The 14,729-nt window shown below is 71.3% G+C and carries 17 protein-coding genes; 5 read left to right on the top strand and 12 right to left on the bottom strand.

The annotated features are described in order from the left end of the window. Window positions 1–234 precede the first annotated feature (234 nt). From AC07A6_RS19935 to AC07A6_RS19925, 3 genes are read right to left on the bottom strand one after another with little or no spacing between them, the layout of a single operon-like run. Window positions 235–1,077, bottom strand: a complete 843-nt coding sequence (locus tag AC07A6_RS19935; RefSeq protein ID WP_478777907.1) for a helix-turn-helix domain-containing protein — start codon at window positions 1,075–1,077, stop codon at window positions 235–237. Next, complete coding sequence (locus tag AC07A6_RS19930) at window positions 1,067–1,588, bottom strand: DUF6879 family protein (RefSeq protein WP_478777906.1); 522 nt, start codon at window positions 1,586–1,588, stop codon at window positions 1,067–1,069. Before AC07A6_RS19930 ends, AC07A6_RS19935 begins: the two co-directional genes overlap by 11 nt. Further along, window positions 1,572–1,778 carry a hypothetical protein gene (locus tag AC07A6_RS19925; RefSeq protein WP_478777905.1) on the bottom strand — a complete coding sequence of 69 codons (207 nt, stop codon included), beginning with the start codon at window positions 1,776–1,778 and terminating at the stop codon, window positions 1,572–1,574. The genes AC07A6_RS19930 and AC07A6_RS19925 overlap by 17 nt, the downstream gene beginning before the upstream one ends. A 190-nt stretch (window positions 1,779–1,968) precedes the next feature. On the opposite strand from AC07A6_RS19925, the gene AC07A6_RS19920 reads away from it, so the two are divergent. Further along, window positions 1,969–2,601, top strand: a complete 633-nt coding sequence (locus AC07A6_RS19920; RefSeq protein WP_478777904.1) for a DUF5753 domain-containing protein — start codon at window positions 1,969–1,971, stop codon at window positions 2,599–2,601. Here the strand turns inward: AC07A6_RS19920 and AC07A6_RS19915 are convergent. Then, window positions 2,593–2,769 (bottom strand): DUF397 domain-containing protein, encoded by a 177-nt coding sequence (locus AC07A6_RS19915; protein WP_478777903.1) that lies wholly within the window; start codon window positions 2,767–2,769, stop codon window positions 2,593–2,595. The genes AC07A6_RS19920 and AC07A6_RS19915 overlap by 9 nt on opposite strands. 4 nt (window positions 2,770–2,773) lie before the next feature. Next, complete coding sequence (locus AC07A6_RS19910) at window positions 2,774–3,637, bottom strand: helix-turn-helix domain-containing protein (RefSeq protein ID WP_478777902.1); 864 nt, start codon at window positions 3,635–3,637, stop codon at window positions 2,774–2,776. A gap of 217 nt (window positions 3,638–3,854) precedes the next feature. Here AC07A6_RS19910 and AC07A6_RS19905 point away from each other — a divergent pair, with 217 nt between their 5' ends. The 3 genes from AC07A6_RS19905 (at window position 3,855) to AC07A6_RS19895 (ending at window position 5,966) form a co-directional block, all read left to right on the top strand. Further along, the gene (locus tag AC07A6_RS19905; RefSeq protein WP_386273763.1) at window positions 3,855–4,259 is read left to right on the top strand and encodes an ATP-binding protein; all 405 of its coding nucleotides are present in this window, start codon (window positions 3,855–3,857) and stop codon (window positions 4,257–4,259) included. Between the two features lie 10 nt (window positions 4,260–4,269). After that, window positions 4,270–5,472, top strand: a complete 1,203-nt coding sequence (locus AC07A6_RS19900) for a DUF1266 domain-containing protein (protein ID WP_478777901.1) — start codon at window positions 4,270–4,272, stop codon at window positions 5,470–5,472. Between the two features lie 80 nt (window positions 5,473–5,552). Continuing rightward, window positions 5,553–5,966 (top strand): PPOX class F420-dependent oxidoreductase, encoded by a 414-nt coding sequence (locus tag AC07A6_RS19895; protein ID WP_478777900.1) that lies wholly within the window; start codon window positions 5,553–5,555, stop codon window positions 5,964–5,966. On the opposite strand, the gene AC07A6_RS19890 is transcribed toward AC07A6_RS19895, so the two are convergent. Beyond that, window positions 5,963–7,384: a DHA2 family efflux MFS transporter permease subunit gene (locus AC07A6_RS19890; RefSeq protein WP_478777899.1), complete on the bottom strand. Its 1,422-nt coding sequence runs from the start codon at window positions 7,382–7,384 to the stop codon at window positions 5,963–5,965. The two genes, AC07A6_RS19895 and AC07A6_RS19890, sit on opposite strands and share 4 nt — an antisense overlap. A gap of 13 nt (window positions 7,385–7,397) precedes the next feature. Continuing rightward, window positions 7,398–8,012, bottom strand: coding sequence for an NADPH-dependent FMN reductase (locus AC07A6_RS19885; protein ID WP_478777898.1), 615 nt, complete (start codon window positions 8,010–8,012; stop codon window positions 7,398–7,400). 117 nt (window positions 8,013–8,129) lie between these two features. Between AC07A6_RS19885 and AC07A6_RS19880 the strand changes: the two genes are divergently transcribed. Continuing rightward, window positions 8,130–8,831, top strand: a complete 702-nt coding sequence (locus tag AC07A6_RS19880) for a TetR/AcrR family transcriptional regulator (RefSeq protein WP_478777897.1) — start codon at window positions 8,130–8,132, stop codon at window positions 8,829–8,831. 21 nt (window positions 8,832–8,852) lie between these two features. Here AC07A6_RS19880 and AC07A6_RS19875 read toward each other — a convergent pair whose 3' ends face one another. The 5 genes from AC07A6_RS19875 to pdhA form a co-directional block, all read right to left on the bottom strand. Further along, window positions 8,853–9,617, bottom strand: coding sequence for a hypothetical protein (locus AC07A6_RS19875; RefSeq protein ID WP_362460871.1), 765 nt, complete (start codon window positions 9,615–9,617; stop codon window positions 8,853–8,855). A gap of 18 nt (window positions 9,618–9,635) precedes the next feature. After that, window positions 9,636–10,574, bottom strand: coding sequence for a GNAT family N-acetyltransferase (locus AC07A6_RS19870; protein WP_478777896.1), 939 nt, complete (start codon window positions 10,572–10,574; stop codon window positions 9,636–9,638). A gap of 155 nt (window positions 10,575–10,729) precedes the next feature. After that, on the bottom strand, window positions 10,730–12,208 hold the full coding sequence (locus AC07A6_RS19865; RefSeq protein WP_478777895.1) for a dihydrolipoamide acetyltransferase family protein: 1,479 nt from the start codon (window positions 12,206–12,208) through the stop codon (window positions 10,730–10,732). A 13-nt stretch (window positions 12,209–12,221) separates the two neighbouring features. Further along, window positions 12,222–13,202 carry an alpha-ketoacid dehydrogenase subunit beta gene (locus AC07A6_RS19860; protein ID WP_362460880.1) on the bottom strand — a complete coding sequence of 327 codons (981 nt, stop codon included), beginning with the start codon at window positions 13,200–13,202 and terminating at the stop codon, window positions 12,222–12,224. Continuing rightward, window positions 13,202–14,410, bottom strand: coding sequence for a pyruvate dehydrogenase (acetyl-transferring) E1 component subunit alpha (gene pdhA, locus AC07A6_RS19855; RefSeq protein WP_007265161.1), 1,209 nt, complete (start codon window positions 14,408–14,410; stop codon window positions 13,202–13,204). Before pdhA ends, AC07A6_RS19860 begins: the two co-directional genes overlap by 1 nt. Between the last annotated feature and the right edge of the window lie 319 nt (window positions 14,411–14,729).

Genomic DNA, 14,729 nt, shown 5'->3' with positions numbered 1-14,729 from the left:
ACGGGCCCACGGGTGGCTGCTTCGACGGACCGGCGGCGGACCGGCTCCATGGGCCGGACCGGTCGCCGACATGCAGAGCACGTGCTCCCCGCCGGCGCGTAGGTCAGGTACTCGAATTCGTTCCGGTCCCCGTCCGTGGACGGGGATACCGCCTTTGCCCCTGCCATGTCGAACCCTCTCGATCGCCACTCGGTACGTGACAATCGTCGGCCCCGGAACGGGCCCGCTGAAGGTTTATTCGCGTTGTCGGGTAAATGTGGCCGCCCAGGAATTCAGGCACGCTCTCGCCTGTTCGCCGAACAAGGCATGACGTTCGAAGGCCGCGAACTCGTCGCGATAGGCGGAAACATCCCGGCGATCTCGAAAGATCATCACGCCGGTAGATGTCTCAACGGTGGCGATACGATCGTCATAGACCGTGAACACGTTCAGAGGTCCCGGCATCACCACAGGACTGATCGGAATGACCCCAATGCGAACATTGGACAGACGGGTCAACGACGCCAGGCGATCCATCTGCATCGCCAGGGCCTCGGGCGGAATAAGCGGCCATCTCACGGCCTGCTCGGTCAGTATGAACGTAAACTGCTTCGATTCGTCATAAAGAACGGCTTGACGTTCAAGCTTCTTCGCGATGGTCTTGCTTTGATCTCCCGGAACGTCCGCGATGCTGGCCCGTACATACTCTGGAGTCGCCAGTAGCCCTGTGATCATCGTCGGCAGGAAGTAGCGGAACTCAGTGGACGAATTCTCGAAGCCGGCCAACTCATTCTGCCGCTTGTCCAGTCCCCTACGACGGGAAGTCCAGTCGTCCTTCCACTCTGTGTTGGCCATGCGAGCCAGCGCCATCACTTCGGACACAAACGAGTCCGGCGCATCAAGTGCCCGAAGAATCAGCTCCACGTCCACAAGAGTTGGAGTTAACTTCCCGCTCTCGATGTTGCTGACTTTCGTCTGCGACATGTTGCAGCGCTGAGCGAGCCGGGTCTGAGTCCACCCGGCTCGCTTCCGCAGCACCTTCAGTGTTTGCGCTAGGTCAGCCCTGGACTCTCCCAGCTGCTGGGGATCAAGCGTCAATGCCCTTCACGTACTCCTCAAAGGGAACCGACTCAGCGATGGCGATCTGCTGATACTCGATGAACGGTGTCACGCCACCTTCATGCAGTTCGCGACTGATCTGCCTGCCATCAGCCGCATAGTGCATGAGGACCACTTCCGACCTGTCGAACATCCAGAAATCCTGAACACCCTCAAGCGGGTTCACCCGCTCGGTTACGTCAAGAATCCGAATGTCCTCACCCGCCCACGAATGTGGCAGGTAGTACATGAACTCGTAGCGGAGGTACTCCGAGAGTGGACGCGTCACGATGTGCACACGCCCCTTGCTCTTCCCCTCGCGGCGCACGCGCTTCAGGTCGTCGGTGTACTCGTTCGAGTAAGCGTGTGGGTCGATACGCGCCCCGGTCCTGAACGCCCGGAGCTCTTCCTCCTCCTGCGGTACGAGGTATTGCTGAAGGGTCTCCAGGCGCCACGCTTCGACGTTGAAGCGCTCGAACCTGGAGCGCCAGGCGTCACCATCCAAGAGCACGGAACGCCTCCCTCAGCACGTCCTCGGGAATCTCGACCAGGCCCTCACCAGCCGGAGGCTGGAAGGCCGTGGACACGTCGCCCTGGACGACGATGGAGCCGGACGCGGTGCGGTAGACGTTGGGGCAGTCGTTCCTAGCGCAGTTCCCGTTCCCGTTGCCGGTGAGTCGGATGAGTTCCTCACGAGCCATGGTGAAACCCCCTTTTCGGGAAGCCCGGTTGGGCTGGTGACCACGACCGTACGAGGACGGATGGTCCGCCGTCCATGCGGTCTCGCCAATATTCGCGTAGTCGCATATACACGGCTTGGGGCCGACCACGCCCCCTTGTGCGACGACGTCGCTTGCTTGGATGCTCACCACCCACAGCCCAGGAGGTTCGATGTCCGTCGTGATCCCGTGGCAGCAGCGGCTTTCGAGCGGTACGGAGGCGGTGCAGGACGATGTCATCCGCTGGTACCAGGAGACGCCGGAGGGCCAGGCGTACGTACCCGACATGATCTGGGGCACCCTCCAGACCGAGGCGTACGCCACCGTGATCCTCACGCAGGTCGTGAACTTCCTCGGCGTACCGGACGACGTCCCGGCAGGCGTGGCCAAGCGCATGCAGCGGCAGCAGGTGCTGCACGACGGCCTGCACCACTACGCCGTCGTCCTCGGCGAACGGGCCCTCTACACGAACATCGGCGGGCCGGACGTCATGCGGGGGCAGATCGAGCGCCTGCGGCGGGACTTCGACCTTCCGTCCCTCAGCCTCGGGATCCTTCCGGCCAGGGCGCGGGTGGACCTGTTCCCCGTCCACGGCTTCCACATCCAGGGCAAGGGGGACCGGGTCCACGTCGAGCTGGTCTCCTCGTCCTTGGACGTGACGGAGCCGGGCGAGCTCGACCTGTACCGGAAGGCCTTCGGCGTGCTGAGCGGCTCGGCGGCCTACGGCGAGGATGCCAGGCGCCTGCTGGCGGAGGCCCACTCGTACTGGGCGAGCACCCCGCCGGAGGCGGCCTGCTCAGCGTGAGCCGGCGAAGGCCGCCCAGGCGGTGGGGGTGAGCTGGATGACGGGGCCGTCCGTCCGCTTGCTGTCCCGGACCGCGACCGTGCCGGACACGTTCGTGGCGACCTCCACGCAGTCCGTGTTGGCCTGGTCGTCGCTGTAGCTGGACTTCACGAACTCGAACTGGCTCACGGTCTCACACCCCCTTGCTGATGGACTCGATCAGGTCCGCTGAGTCGTGCGGCGCAAGGCTCAGCCGTGAAACCTGCTCGAACACACGCGTGTAGGCAGCGATGGCTTCGGCGCCTTCCGCCCACAGGGTAGTCCCGATGCCCTCCGCATAGCCGACGTCCAGCGCCCCGGGCTCTGCGAACGACACGATGTTGAAAGAACCGTTGGCGCCCGGGTGCCGCCCCGCAAGGAAGGGCAGGACCTGGATGTGCACGTTGGGCAGCTTCGCCATCCGTACCAGGTGGCCGAGCTGTGAGCGCATCACCTCGGGGCTGCCGACCTGTTGGCGAAGCGCTGCCTCCCAGAGCACCGCGTGGAACTCCAGCGGCTGCTCGTCCCGCAGCCGAGCCTGCCGCTGGATTCGTGAGGTCACCAGCGTCTCGATCTCATCGGGATGGGACCAGCTCGCGGCGACTCCCAGGGCCCGGATGTACTCCGGCGTCTGAAGCAGTCCGGGCACCAAGGTCGGATGCCACGTGCGGATGCGCGTCGCGACCTCTTCCATCGCGATGTACTCACCGAAGTTGCCCACGCTGGGATGGTGCTGCCACCAGCCCTTGGCCTTGCGTCGGCCCCGGTCCAGCTTGGCGAGGGACAGCAGGCTCTCGACCACGGCCTCGTCCGTCACTCCGTACAGCTTGCACAGGGCGACGATGTCGGGGTCCCGGAACGGCACCCAGCCGCGTTCCATCTTGGCGATCTTCGCGGCGGTCGCGCTGAGCACCTGCGCCGCCTGCGGCTGCGTCAGGCCGGCCGCGTCACGCAGGCGCAGCAGTTCGCCGCCCAGGCGACGGGCCAGAACCGTCGACACCCGGTTGTCCGTGGGCACTTGGTCCACCTCCTTGCACGTGGGCAGTCTTCACCTCCCGGCCGGAGCGACACAACTACTCCTTGGGGATAGATATCCCCGGAAGAGCTTGCCGTTCCGGCAACGGCACCCCTACCGTCGGTGACGAACTGCTCACCGCACAGGCAGAGTTGGCGGAAGCGCACCGGCATGCCCCCGCACGGGCACCGGCAGGCCACCGCCCGACCAGGAGGTGCCCATGACCACCCTCACCCGCTACGGCGTACGCAACTTCCCGCCCCGCCAGGACTCCGTGCCCGCCGCCAGGCGATGGGCCGCGTGGCTGGCCGTGGCGTGGGGGGAGCCGCGGGTGGCTTCGGACGTGGCGCTGCTGACCAGCGAGCTCGTCACGAACGCGCTGCTGCACGGGGCGGTGCGGGACCGGTACATCCGGGTGGAGGTGCAGCTCGACGGAGCAGTGCTCCGCATCGCGGTCACCGATCCGAAGGGCGAGCGGTGGCCCGAGCCGCGGGCGGCGGGCGACGAGGAGCAGTACGGGCGGGGGCTCGCGATCGTCGAGGCCGTCGCCCGGCGGTGGGGGGCGTCACAGCGCGTGGTCGGGAAGACCGTGTGGGCCGAGTGCGCGCTCCCGGGGCCCGTATAAGGTCCCCCGTATGGATGGCTGGACGGCGCCGAGTGCGATCGAGAGGGAGCTGTACGAGGCGAAGCGGCGCGGGAACTGGCCGGGCTACCTCGACGCCCTGGCGCGTGCCGAGCTGTTCCTGCCCCAGGCCCGCGCCGATGTCGACGCCGACCCCCGCGCGGCCCGCTTCCACCCCGGCCCCGCCGGCCTCGCCGTCTACACCCGGGGCGTGCTCCCGGCGCCCGGCCCGGACACCGTGTTCCTGCGCCAGAGCCTCGCCTGGTTCGCGAACGCCTGGGACGACCGGGACCCCGCGCACCTCGCCGTGAACCCCGGCACGCCCGCCGAGGCGTACCTCACCACCACCCCCGCCGACCGCGCGCGCTGGCGCGCCCACTGGGACGCCGCGCCCTCCTGGGGCCTGACCCCCGGTGCGCTGCACGCCCTGCACACCGGCGGGCCCCTGCACGGTCCCGTCGCGCACGGGCTGGCCGTGGGGGCGCACCTGTCCGTGTCCAACGGGGAGTTCTGGAACTCCCTCGCCCACCACGGCAACGGCTACACCCACGAACGCGACCGGCTGCGCAAGTCCTGGGGCATCACGGACACCGCCGGCTGGCTCGACGTGCTCCAGCGGATGCTGGACGCCGAGATCGTCAGCCCCGTCTGGGAGTACGCGCTGCGCGTGCGCCGGCTGCTGGCCTCCGACTTCGCCGGGCCCGTGGACGTCGAGCACTGGCGGGACGCCGCCGAGGCCAGCCTGCGGCACGGCGCCCTGAAGGCCGCCGAGCCGCAGCTCACCCCCGACGGGGTGACCGTCGCCGAGCCGCGCCCCTTCGCGGAGGTCGAGGGGGAGATCGCCGGGGTGCGGCGGCTCATCGGCCGGATAGCCCGCTACGAGCAGCGCTTCCGCGCCGACGGGCTGCTCCCCGAGGACGGCTGGGTGCGCTCGGTGCACGCCTGGGACCTCGGCCGCGGCTCCCAGATGGCCCGCTGGGGGGTGGCCACCCGGTACGGGACGCTGGAGGACGCCGAGCGGGCCGTGCTCCGCGCGGGTGCGGCGGCCCGCAGGGCGTACCGCTCGTGGGAGGAGTTCTCCGCCGGGTACTCGCTGGGGCGCTGCCTGCACTTCGACGAGGAGGAGTTCGGGCGCTGGTACGGGTCCTCGCTGGCCACCCACCTGACCCTGACCACCGATCCGGCCGGCCCGTACCGGAACATCCCGTGGCAGTGACGGCGGGCGACTTCGGGTAGTCCGGCCCCGACCCGGAAAACCCCCGGGATACCGCGCCCGCGCCAACTACCGTCGCCCGTATGACTATCGCCCTGAACGACGCCGTACGACGGCTGCTCGACTCCCCCCACCCGGCGGTCCTCTCCACCCTCAACCCCGACGGCAGTCCGCAGAGTTCCGTGGTCTGGGTGTCCCGGGACGGGGACGAACTGCTCGTCTCCACCGAGCGCGGCCGCCGCAAGGAGCGGAACATCGCCCGCGACGAGCGGGTCGGCCTCACCGTCTTCGACCTCGCCAACCCCTACGTCTACGCGGAGATCCGCGGCACGGCCACCCTCACCGAGGACACCGGCCGGGCCGTCGCCGTCCGCATCGCCGAGGAGTACCTCGGGCCGGGTGCCGGCAAGGAGTACGGGGACGCCGCCGACGGGGCGGTGCGCGTGGTCGTGCGCATCACCCCGTCCAAGGTCCTCGGCAACGCCGCGAAGAGCTAGGCCCGCCGCCCCGGCAGCCGCAGCGCCGGGATCACGGACAGGGCCAGCAGCACCGCCGCGGCTCCGTAGGCGAGGCGGAAGCCGGCCGGGCCCACGCCCATGCCGCCGAGGAGGACGGACAGCAGTGCCGTGCCGACCGAGGCCCACAGCTGGGAGTTGATGCTCAGGGCGGTGCTCGCCGCGGCCATGCGCTCGCCGGGCAGGTCGCGGCTCGCGGTGGTCATCGTCGGCATCAGCACCATCCCGGCGCCGACGCCCATGACCAGGCCGGCGGCGACCACCTGCCAGACGGGCACCCCCTCGGTGCCGGTCAGCAGGGCGGACGCCGCCATGCCGAGGGCGGCCACGACCGCTCCGGCCGGGATCAGCCGGCGCGGCGAGACCTTGTCGACGCGCCGCGAGGCGATCTGCATGGTCACCCCGACGGCCAGCCCGACGGGGGCGACGAGGAGGCCGGCCGCGCTCGCGCTCAGGCCGCGCCCCTGCTGGAGGTACATCGGGCCCAGCAGCATCGACCCGAAGTAGCCGCAGGTGAAGAAGGCGAGGGTGGCGATGCCGGCGGCGAAGGTGCGGTCGCGCAGCAGCCGCAGGTCCAGCAGCGGTTCGCGCACCTTGAGGGCGCGCCGTACGAAGGCGGCGGCAAGGACCGCTCCGGCCAGCGTGGGCAGCAGCGCGCCGGGGGTGCTGAAGTCGCCGCCCTCGCCGCCCCGGGACAGCCCGAACAGCAGCAGGGCCAGGCCCGGGGAGAGCATCAGCAGCCCGGGGACGTCCAGCCGGGGCGCCGACGCCGGGTCTGCGGGGGCGTCGGGTGCGAGGAGCTTCGCGGCGAGCACCAGGGCGGCCGCTCCGACGGGCAGGTTGACCAGGAAGATCCACTGCCAGGAGGCGGAGTCGACGAGCCAGCCGCCGAGCATCGGGCCGGCGACCGGGCCGACCAGGATCGGCAGACCCAGCAGGGCCATGGCCCGGCCCATCCGGGCGCGGTCGGCGTTGCGCATCACCATGGTCATGCCCACCGGCATCAGCAGTCCGCCGCCCAGGCCCTGCACGGCGCGGAAGGCGATCAGGCTGCCGGCGTCCCAGGCGCAGGCGGCGAGCAGCGAGCCCAGGGTGAAGAGGACGAGGGCGGTCAGGTAGGTGCGCTTGGCGCCGATCCGGCCCATGGCCCAGGCCGCGGTCGGGATGACGGCGGCGAGCGCGAGGGTGTAGGCGGTGGCGGTCCACTGGATGGTCTCCAGCGGGGCGTGGAAGGCCGCGGAGAGCCGGCCGAGGGCCACGTTGACGATGGTCATGTCGAGGACGGCCATCACCGAGCCGGTGATGACGACGGCGATCGTCTTCCCCAGTGCCCCGGAGCCGGCGGGTGCCGCCGTACGGGGTGCCGCGGAAGCGGAGGCGGAGGCGGGTGCGGTGGTCATGGCGTCCGGCTCCTCAGCCCTCGTAGGGCCGGTCGGCGCGCGCGGTCCGCAGCGCCCGTCCCCACCAGTCCAGCTGGCCGAGCATGTTCTTGGCGGCGCTCTCGGTGACGGCCCCGTCGCGCGGGGCGCCGTCCTGGCCGAGCCCGGACCACGGGCCGTGCAGGCTCACGGAGTCGCGCACGGTCACGGCGTGCAGCTCGGCGAAGACCAGCCGGAGCTGCTCCACGGCGCGCAGGCCGCCGCCGACGCCCCCGTAGGAGACGAAGCCGACGGGCTTGGCGTGCCACTGCGGCCGGTGCCAGTCGATGAGGTTCTTCAGGACGGCCGGGAAGCTGTGGTTGTACTCGGGGGTGACGAAGACGAACGCGTCGGCGGCGGCCAGGCGCGGGCTGACGTCGGCGAGCGCGGCGGCGGCAGCGGGGTCCGGGGAGCCGCCCCAGTCGGGCATGGCCAGCGGGAGCGGTACGTCGGCGAGGTCGATGACGTCGAACTCCAGGCCGGTGTGGTGGCCGGCCGCGGAGCTCAGGAACCAGTCGGTGACGGCGGGGCCCCGGCGGCCCTCGCGGACGCTCCCGATGACGACGGCCACGCGCAGCGGCTCGTCCGGGACTGTTTCGCTGACGGACATGATGATCCCCCTTGGATTGGACAGCGGACCGGCCGCTCGGTGCGGCCGCCGCTCCGGTAAACTACAACGGTCGTTGTAAAAACTGCAACGCCCGTTGTAAAAATTGAGGAGGCTGGTGTGGACGGCAGCAACGACACCCGGGCATCGGAAGCCCGCGCAGCAGAGGTACAGCCCGAGGTTCCGCCGCGGAAGCTGGCCAAGCGGATCGCCATGGCGAAAGCGGCCTGCGCGGTCTTCGGCCGCGAGGGGTACGCGCGCGCCTCCGTCGACGCGCTCGCGGAGGCCGCCGGCGTCTCCACCCGGACGCTCTACAACCACTTCCCGGGCGGCAAGGCGGAGCTCTTCGCCACCGTCGTCACCTGGACCTCGGGGGAGGTCCGCGACATCCACATCGCCAAGGTGCGCTCCCTGTTCGACCCCGAGCGCCCGCCCCACCCGGACAACCTGGAACGCGACCTGACGGCCCTCGCCCGCTCGCTGGTCCGCGTGATGTTCGAGCACTCCGACCACTTCGCGCTGGTCCGGCACATCCACGCCGAGGTCAACCACGTGCCGACCGAGGTGCTGGAGGCGTGGAAGGAGGCCGGGCCGCGCCCCGTCGCCCGGGCCCTCGCCCAGGCGATGGAGGGGCTCGCCGCCGCCGGGCTCATCGACGTGCACGGTGACGCGGAACTGGCGGGCACCCACTTCACCGCGCTGACCGCGCACCAGATCGTGCAGCAGTCCCACTACGGCCTCCTGCCCCTGCCCGAGGAGCAGACCGAACGGCTCCTCACCGGCGGGGTGGCGGCATTCATGCGCGCCTACCGGGCCGGATGACGACCCCGCCCCGGACCGCCCCTAGGGCAGCCCTGGACGTACCCGCGACCAGGCGTCCAGCGCCACCGCCAGCGGGTCCCCGTCCACCAGGTGCGGCCGGGCGGCGCCCGTCCAGCGCAGCAGGATCTTGAGGTGGCGCAGGTGCACGATCTCCGCGCGCGGCAGCTCCCGCCAGACGCGGGCCCGCGCGGCCGCCTCCGCCGGGGTGAGGTCCACCAGCGCGAGCGCCTCCCGGCACGCGGCGGCCGGGTCGCCGCCGCGCCCGGGCCCGAACTCCCGGAGCAGGTAACCGCGTACGAAGGCCAGCTCGATCCCCCGGACCAGGTCGGACGCCCCCTCGGCCGCCGCGCAGCGGTACGCCGCCGCCACCGCCAGCCGGCCCCAGCGCAGCCGCGTCGCCTCCGGCAGCAGGCCGTCCTGCATCCCGCCCACCGCGAGGCCTCGCAGGGTGCGCGGATGCGGCTCGTCCGTCAGCGGCGGCCCGGTGGCCAGCCAGGCCTCCAGCTCCGCCGGGCCGTGCCCGTCCGGGGGTACGCGGGTCAGCACCTGACCGCGGCTCAGCAGCGCGACGACGGCGCCCGCGAGGCGGACCCGCGCCGTGTGGCCGGCGCCGAAGGACTCGGCGGCACGGCCGTGGCGCTCTATCCCGCGCAGCCAGAGCCTCGACTCCCCGGCCGCGTACACCTGTCCGGCCCGCGCCACGCCGCCGACGCACCGCACGAGGCAGACCCCGCCGGTGACGTCGGCCCGCTCCACGCAATACACCTGCAACTCGGCGAACGGCATGGCCGGGAGGCTACCGCCTCAACTGCCGGGCGGGGCCTCCAGGACGAGACGGATCTCGGTGACCTCGTAGCCGGCCCGGTCGAAGGCGGCGGCCATGGGGAGGTTGACGGTGTCGGTGGTCGCCGTGATCCGCTCGGCGCCCTCGCCCGCGTGGAAGCGGGTGATCTCCGCGAGGACCTCGTCGATCAGGCCCTTGCCGCGCTGTTCGGGGACGACGCCCAGGTAGCCGACGTTGCGGTGGTACGGCGTCGCGGAGGGGACCGCGAGCCCGGCGAGGGTGCCGTCGGGCAGGTGCGCCAGCCGCCACCAGGAGCGCTCGCCGGGGCAGTCGCGGTAGAACTCGAAGTCCTCGCGGGCCAGTTCCTCCTCGGTCATGTCCGCGAGCTCGTGCTGGGTCGCCAGGTCGAGGCTGCCGCGCGAGAGCCGGGCGAAGGCGTCGAGGAACTCCTCGTCGGTGCCCTCGCGGAAGACGAGCCTCCCGGTCGGCTCCGCCGTCCCGGCGGCCGGCGTCCACTCGTAGCGCAGCCGCTCGATCTCCCGCGTCAGACCGGCCCGGTACGCGGCCTCCTGCCGCCAGGCCACCGCCCCGGCGAGGTCGGGGCGGGCCCGCCAGTCGCGGGGCAGGGAGACGTTGTAGCCCGGGCGCCCGCCGAAGGCCGTGTGTCCGGCCCGCAGCAGGGCGGCAGCCAGGGCGGCCGGGTCGTCGACCCCGTCGCGGACCTGGAGGCAGTCGAGGGCGACGGGCCGCACGCTGTCGGCGCGGCCCCACCACAGGGCGCGGGCCAGCACCCTGCCGTCGGCGTCCTCGGCGAACCAGGTCCACTCGGGGCGCATCCGCCTCTCCGCGAACTCCTCGCGGATCCGGTCGGGGGTCAGGGCGGCGACGGGGCCGTCGGCCGGGTGCGCCAGGGCGCGGTCGAGGTCTGCGGGGTCTGCGGTGGCAGCGCGAAATCTCATCACGCCGATGATCACACCGGATCCTCGCCTCCACCAGGGGATTTCCCCACGGAACGGGGCGGGGCGGAGCGGGTCGGGGACCCGGGAAGCGCCCGATGGCCGGTCCCGCGGAGGAGGGACCGGCCATCGGGAGTTCTCGCCCCGAGGGGGCTGCGCTACGACCAGGTGACCAGCCGGCGCGGGTGCTCCAGTACCGCCGCGATGTCCGCGAGGAACTTGGAGCCGAGCTCACCGTCGATGAGGCGGTGGTCGAACGACAGGGCCAGGGTGGTGACCTGGCGCGGCTTCACCTTGCCCTTGTGGACCCACGGCTGGAGCTTGATCGCACCGACCGCGAGGATCGCGGACTCGCCGGGGTTCAGGATGGGCGTACCGGTGTCGACGCCGAAGACGCCGACGTTGGTGATGGTGAGGGTGCCGTTCTGCATGTCGGCCGGGGAGGTCTTGCCCTCGCGGGCCGTGGCGACCAGCTCGGACAGGCCCGTCGACAGCTCCGCCAGGCTCTTGGCGTGCGCGTCCTTGATGTTCGGGACGATCAGGCCGCGCGGGGTGGCCGCCGCGATCCCCAGGTTGACGTAGTGCTTGAGCACGATCTCCTGGGCCGCCTCGTCCCAGGAGGCGTTGACCTCCGGGTTGCGGCGGACCGCGATGAGGACGGCCTTGGCGATCAGGAGGAGCGGGTTGATCCGCAGACCCGCGAGGTCCGGGTCCTCCTTGAGCTCCTGGACCAGCTTCATCGTGCGGGTCACGTCGAGCGTGATGAACTCGGTGACGTGCGGCGCGGTGAACGCGGAGCCGACCATGGCCTGCGCGGTGACCTTGCGGACGCCCTTGACCGGGATACGGGTCTCCCGCGCGTCCGCCACGGACGCCGGCGCGGCGGCCGGGGCCGGTACGGACACCGGTGCGGGCGCGGCCGCCGGGGCCGGGGCCTGCACGGGCGCCTGCGGGGCGAGCGCGGCCGCCGCGGCGGCGTGCACGTCCTCCCGGGTCACGACCCCGCCGTCACCGGTGGGGACCACCGCGGCCAGGTCGATGCCGAGGTCCTTGGCGAGCTTGCGCACCGGCGGCTTGGCCAGCGGCCGCTCGGCGGTGGCGACGCCGCCGCCGTTGCCGTTGGCGTACGCGGTGCCGTTCTGCGCCGCGGGAGCGGGCACGACGGGTGCGGCCGGGGCGACCGGCGCCGCCGGGGCCGGTACGGCCGCCACCGGGGCCGCGACGGCGGCCGCGGGGGCCGCCTTGCGCGGGCGGCGCTTCGTCGAGGACTGGGAAACGCCGTAGCCGACGAGAACGGGCTGTCGGCCCTCGGGCGCGGGCTCCTCGGCAGCCTCCGAGCCCGCCGGGGCGGCAGCGGCGGCCGCCACCGGGGCCTCGGCCGCGTCACCGCCGGAGGCCCCGGTCTCCACCGAGATGATGACCTGGCCGACGTCGACCGTCACGCCCTCCTCGAAGAGCAGCGCGTGCACCACCCCGTCGAAGGGGATCGGCAGCTCCACGGCCGCCTTCGCGGTCTCCACCTCGCAGACGACCTGCCCGTCGGTGACCGTGTCACCCGGCTGGACGTACCACTTGAGGATCTCGGCCTCGGTCAGGCCCTCGCCCACGTCGGGCATCTTGAATTCGCGGATCGTCATCGCGCTGATCTCCTCAGTACGCCAGCGAGCGGTCGACGGCGTCGAGCACGCGGTCCAGGCCGGGCAGGTACTCGTCCTCCAGGCGGGCCGGTGGGTACGGGGCGTGGAAGCCGCCGACGCGCAGCACCGGGGCCTCCAGGTGGTAGAAGCACCGCTCCGTGATGCGGGCGGCGATCTCCGAGCCGGTACCGAGGAAGACCGGGGCCTCGTGGACCACGACCAGACGGCGGGTCCGCTCGACCGACGCCTGGATGCCGTCGAAGTCGATCGGGGACATCGAGCGCAGGTCCAGGACCTCCACCGACTTGCCCTCCTCGGCGGCCGCGGCGGCGGCCTCCAGGCAGACCTTCACCATCGGGCCGTACGCGGCCAGGGTGAGGTCGGTGCCGGAGCGGACGACGCGCGACTTGTGCAGCTCGCCCGGGATGGCGTCGGTGTCGACCTCGCCCTTGTCCCAGTAGCGGCGCTTCGGCTCGAAGAAGATCACCGGGTCGTCGCTGAGGATCGCCTGCTGGAGCATCCAGTAGGCGTCGCTGGCGTTCGACGGGGAGACCACCTTCAGGCCCGGCACGTGCGCGAAGAGCGCCTCGGGGGACTCGCTGTGGTGCTCGACGGCGCCGATCGCGCCGCCGTACGGGATGCGCACGACGACCGGCAGCTTGATCTTGCCGAGGGCGCGGGCGTGCATCTTCGCGAGCTGCGTGACGATCTGGTCGTACGCGGGGAAGACGAACCCGTCGAACTGGATCTCCACGACCGGCCGGTAGCCGCGCAGGGCCAGGCCGATGGCGGTGCCGACGATGCCGGACTCGGCGAGCGGGGTGTCGATGACCCGCTCCTCGCCGAAGTCCTTCTGGAGCCCGTCGGTGATGCGGAAGACACCGCCCAGCTTGCCGACGTCCTCACCCATGATCAGGACCTTGGGGTCCGTCTCCATGGCCTTGCGGAGCGACTCGTTGAGCGCCTTAGCGATCGACATCTTCTCGACAGCCATCAGTGACCCTCCTCGAAGGACGCGAGGTAGGCGGCGAACTGGGCGCGCTCCTCGTCGACGAGCGCGTGCCCGTCCGCGTAGACGTTCTCGAAGATCGCCATGGTGTCGGGGTCGGGCATGGCGCGCACGACCTCGCGCACGCGCTTGCCCATGGTCTCGCTCTCGGCCTCCAGCTCCTCGAAGAACGCCTCGTCGGCGCCCCCGGAGGCCAGCAGGTGGGCCTTCAGGCGCAGGATCGGGTCCTTCGCCTCCCAGGCCGCCGTCTCCTCGTCGAGCCGGTACTTGGTCGGGTCGTCGGAGGTGGTGTGGGCGCCCATGCGGTACGTGAACGCCTCGATCAGGGCCGGGCCCTCGCCGCGGCGGGCGCGGTCCAGCGCCCAGCGGGTGACCGCGAGGCAGGCCAGGACGTCGTTGCCGTCGACGCGGATGCCCGGGAACCCGAAGCCCTGGGCGCGCTGGTAGAGCGGCACGCGCATCTGGCGCTCGGTCGGCTCGGAGATCGCCCACTGGTTGTTCTGGCAGAAGAACACCACGGGGGAGTTGTAGACGGCGGAGAAGTTGAAGGCCTCCATGACGTCGCCCTGGCTGGACGCGCCGTCGCCGAAGTACGCGATCACGGCCGAGTCGGCGCCGTCCTTGGCCACGCCCATGGCGTAGCCGGTGGCGTGCAGCGTCTGCGAGCCGATGACGATCGTGTACAGGTGGAAGTTGTTGGTGTTCGGGTCCCATCCGCCGTGGTTCACACCGCGGAACATGCCGAGCAGGTTCGTCGGGTCGACGCCGCGGCACCAGGCCACGCCGTGCTCCCGGTAGGTCGGGAAGACGTAGTCGTCGTCGCGCAGCGCCCGGCCGGAGCCGATCTGCGCGGCCTCCTGGCCCAGCAGCGAGGCCCACAGGCCCAGCTCGCCCTGGCGCTGGAGTGCGGTCGCCTCGCCGTCGAAGCGGCGGGTGAGGACCATGTCGCGGTACAGCGCCCGCAGGTCCTCGGTGGTGATGTCCGCGACGAAGGGCGCGAATTCCGCGATGTCGGGGTTGCCCTCGACCTCGACCCTTTCACCCTCGGGCGTCAGCAGTTGTACGAGCTGAGGCTCGGCGTCGTGCGGCTGTGCGGTGGCAGCGGCGGTCTTGCGGGCGCTCGCCGCGCCGGCCGCCCGCTTGGTGCCGCTGCTGCGTCGCGGCTTGCGCGCGGCAGTGCTCTCCACGGTCACGTGTGCTCCTCCGTCGGTCCGGCACCCGGGTTCTCCGGGGACCAGTGCGGCTCACCTGCATCCGTACCCGTGCACGGGGTGGGTGCACGGCGCGTAACGGATTCAGGCGTGACAGGTGCCCCGGCGAGTGCCCTGCGCACAGCACGTTACCCAGTGCGACGCATAACTGCGAAACCCCGTTTGACCTGCGATTTTGCTTGGATATCCAAGTAAATCGGCCGCCTGGGGAACATCCACTGGTCACAGCCTTGCAGGGGGCCGGAACAACGGCACGTTATCCCGGGTAACTGCAGCAGGGAAGAGGTGAGTGTGTGAAGAT

The sequence above is a fragment of the Streptomyces sp. NPDC044002 genome (assembly GCF_056434525.1).
This window is presented reverse-complemented; position numbering and strand designations above follow the sequence as displayed.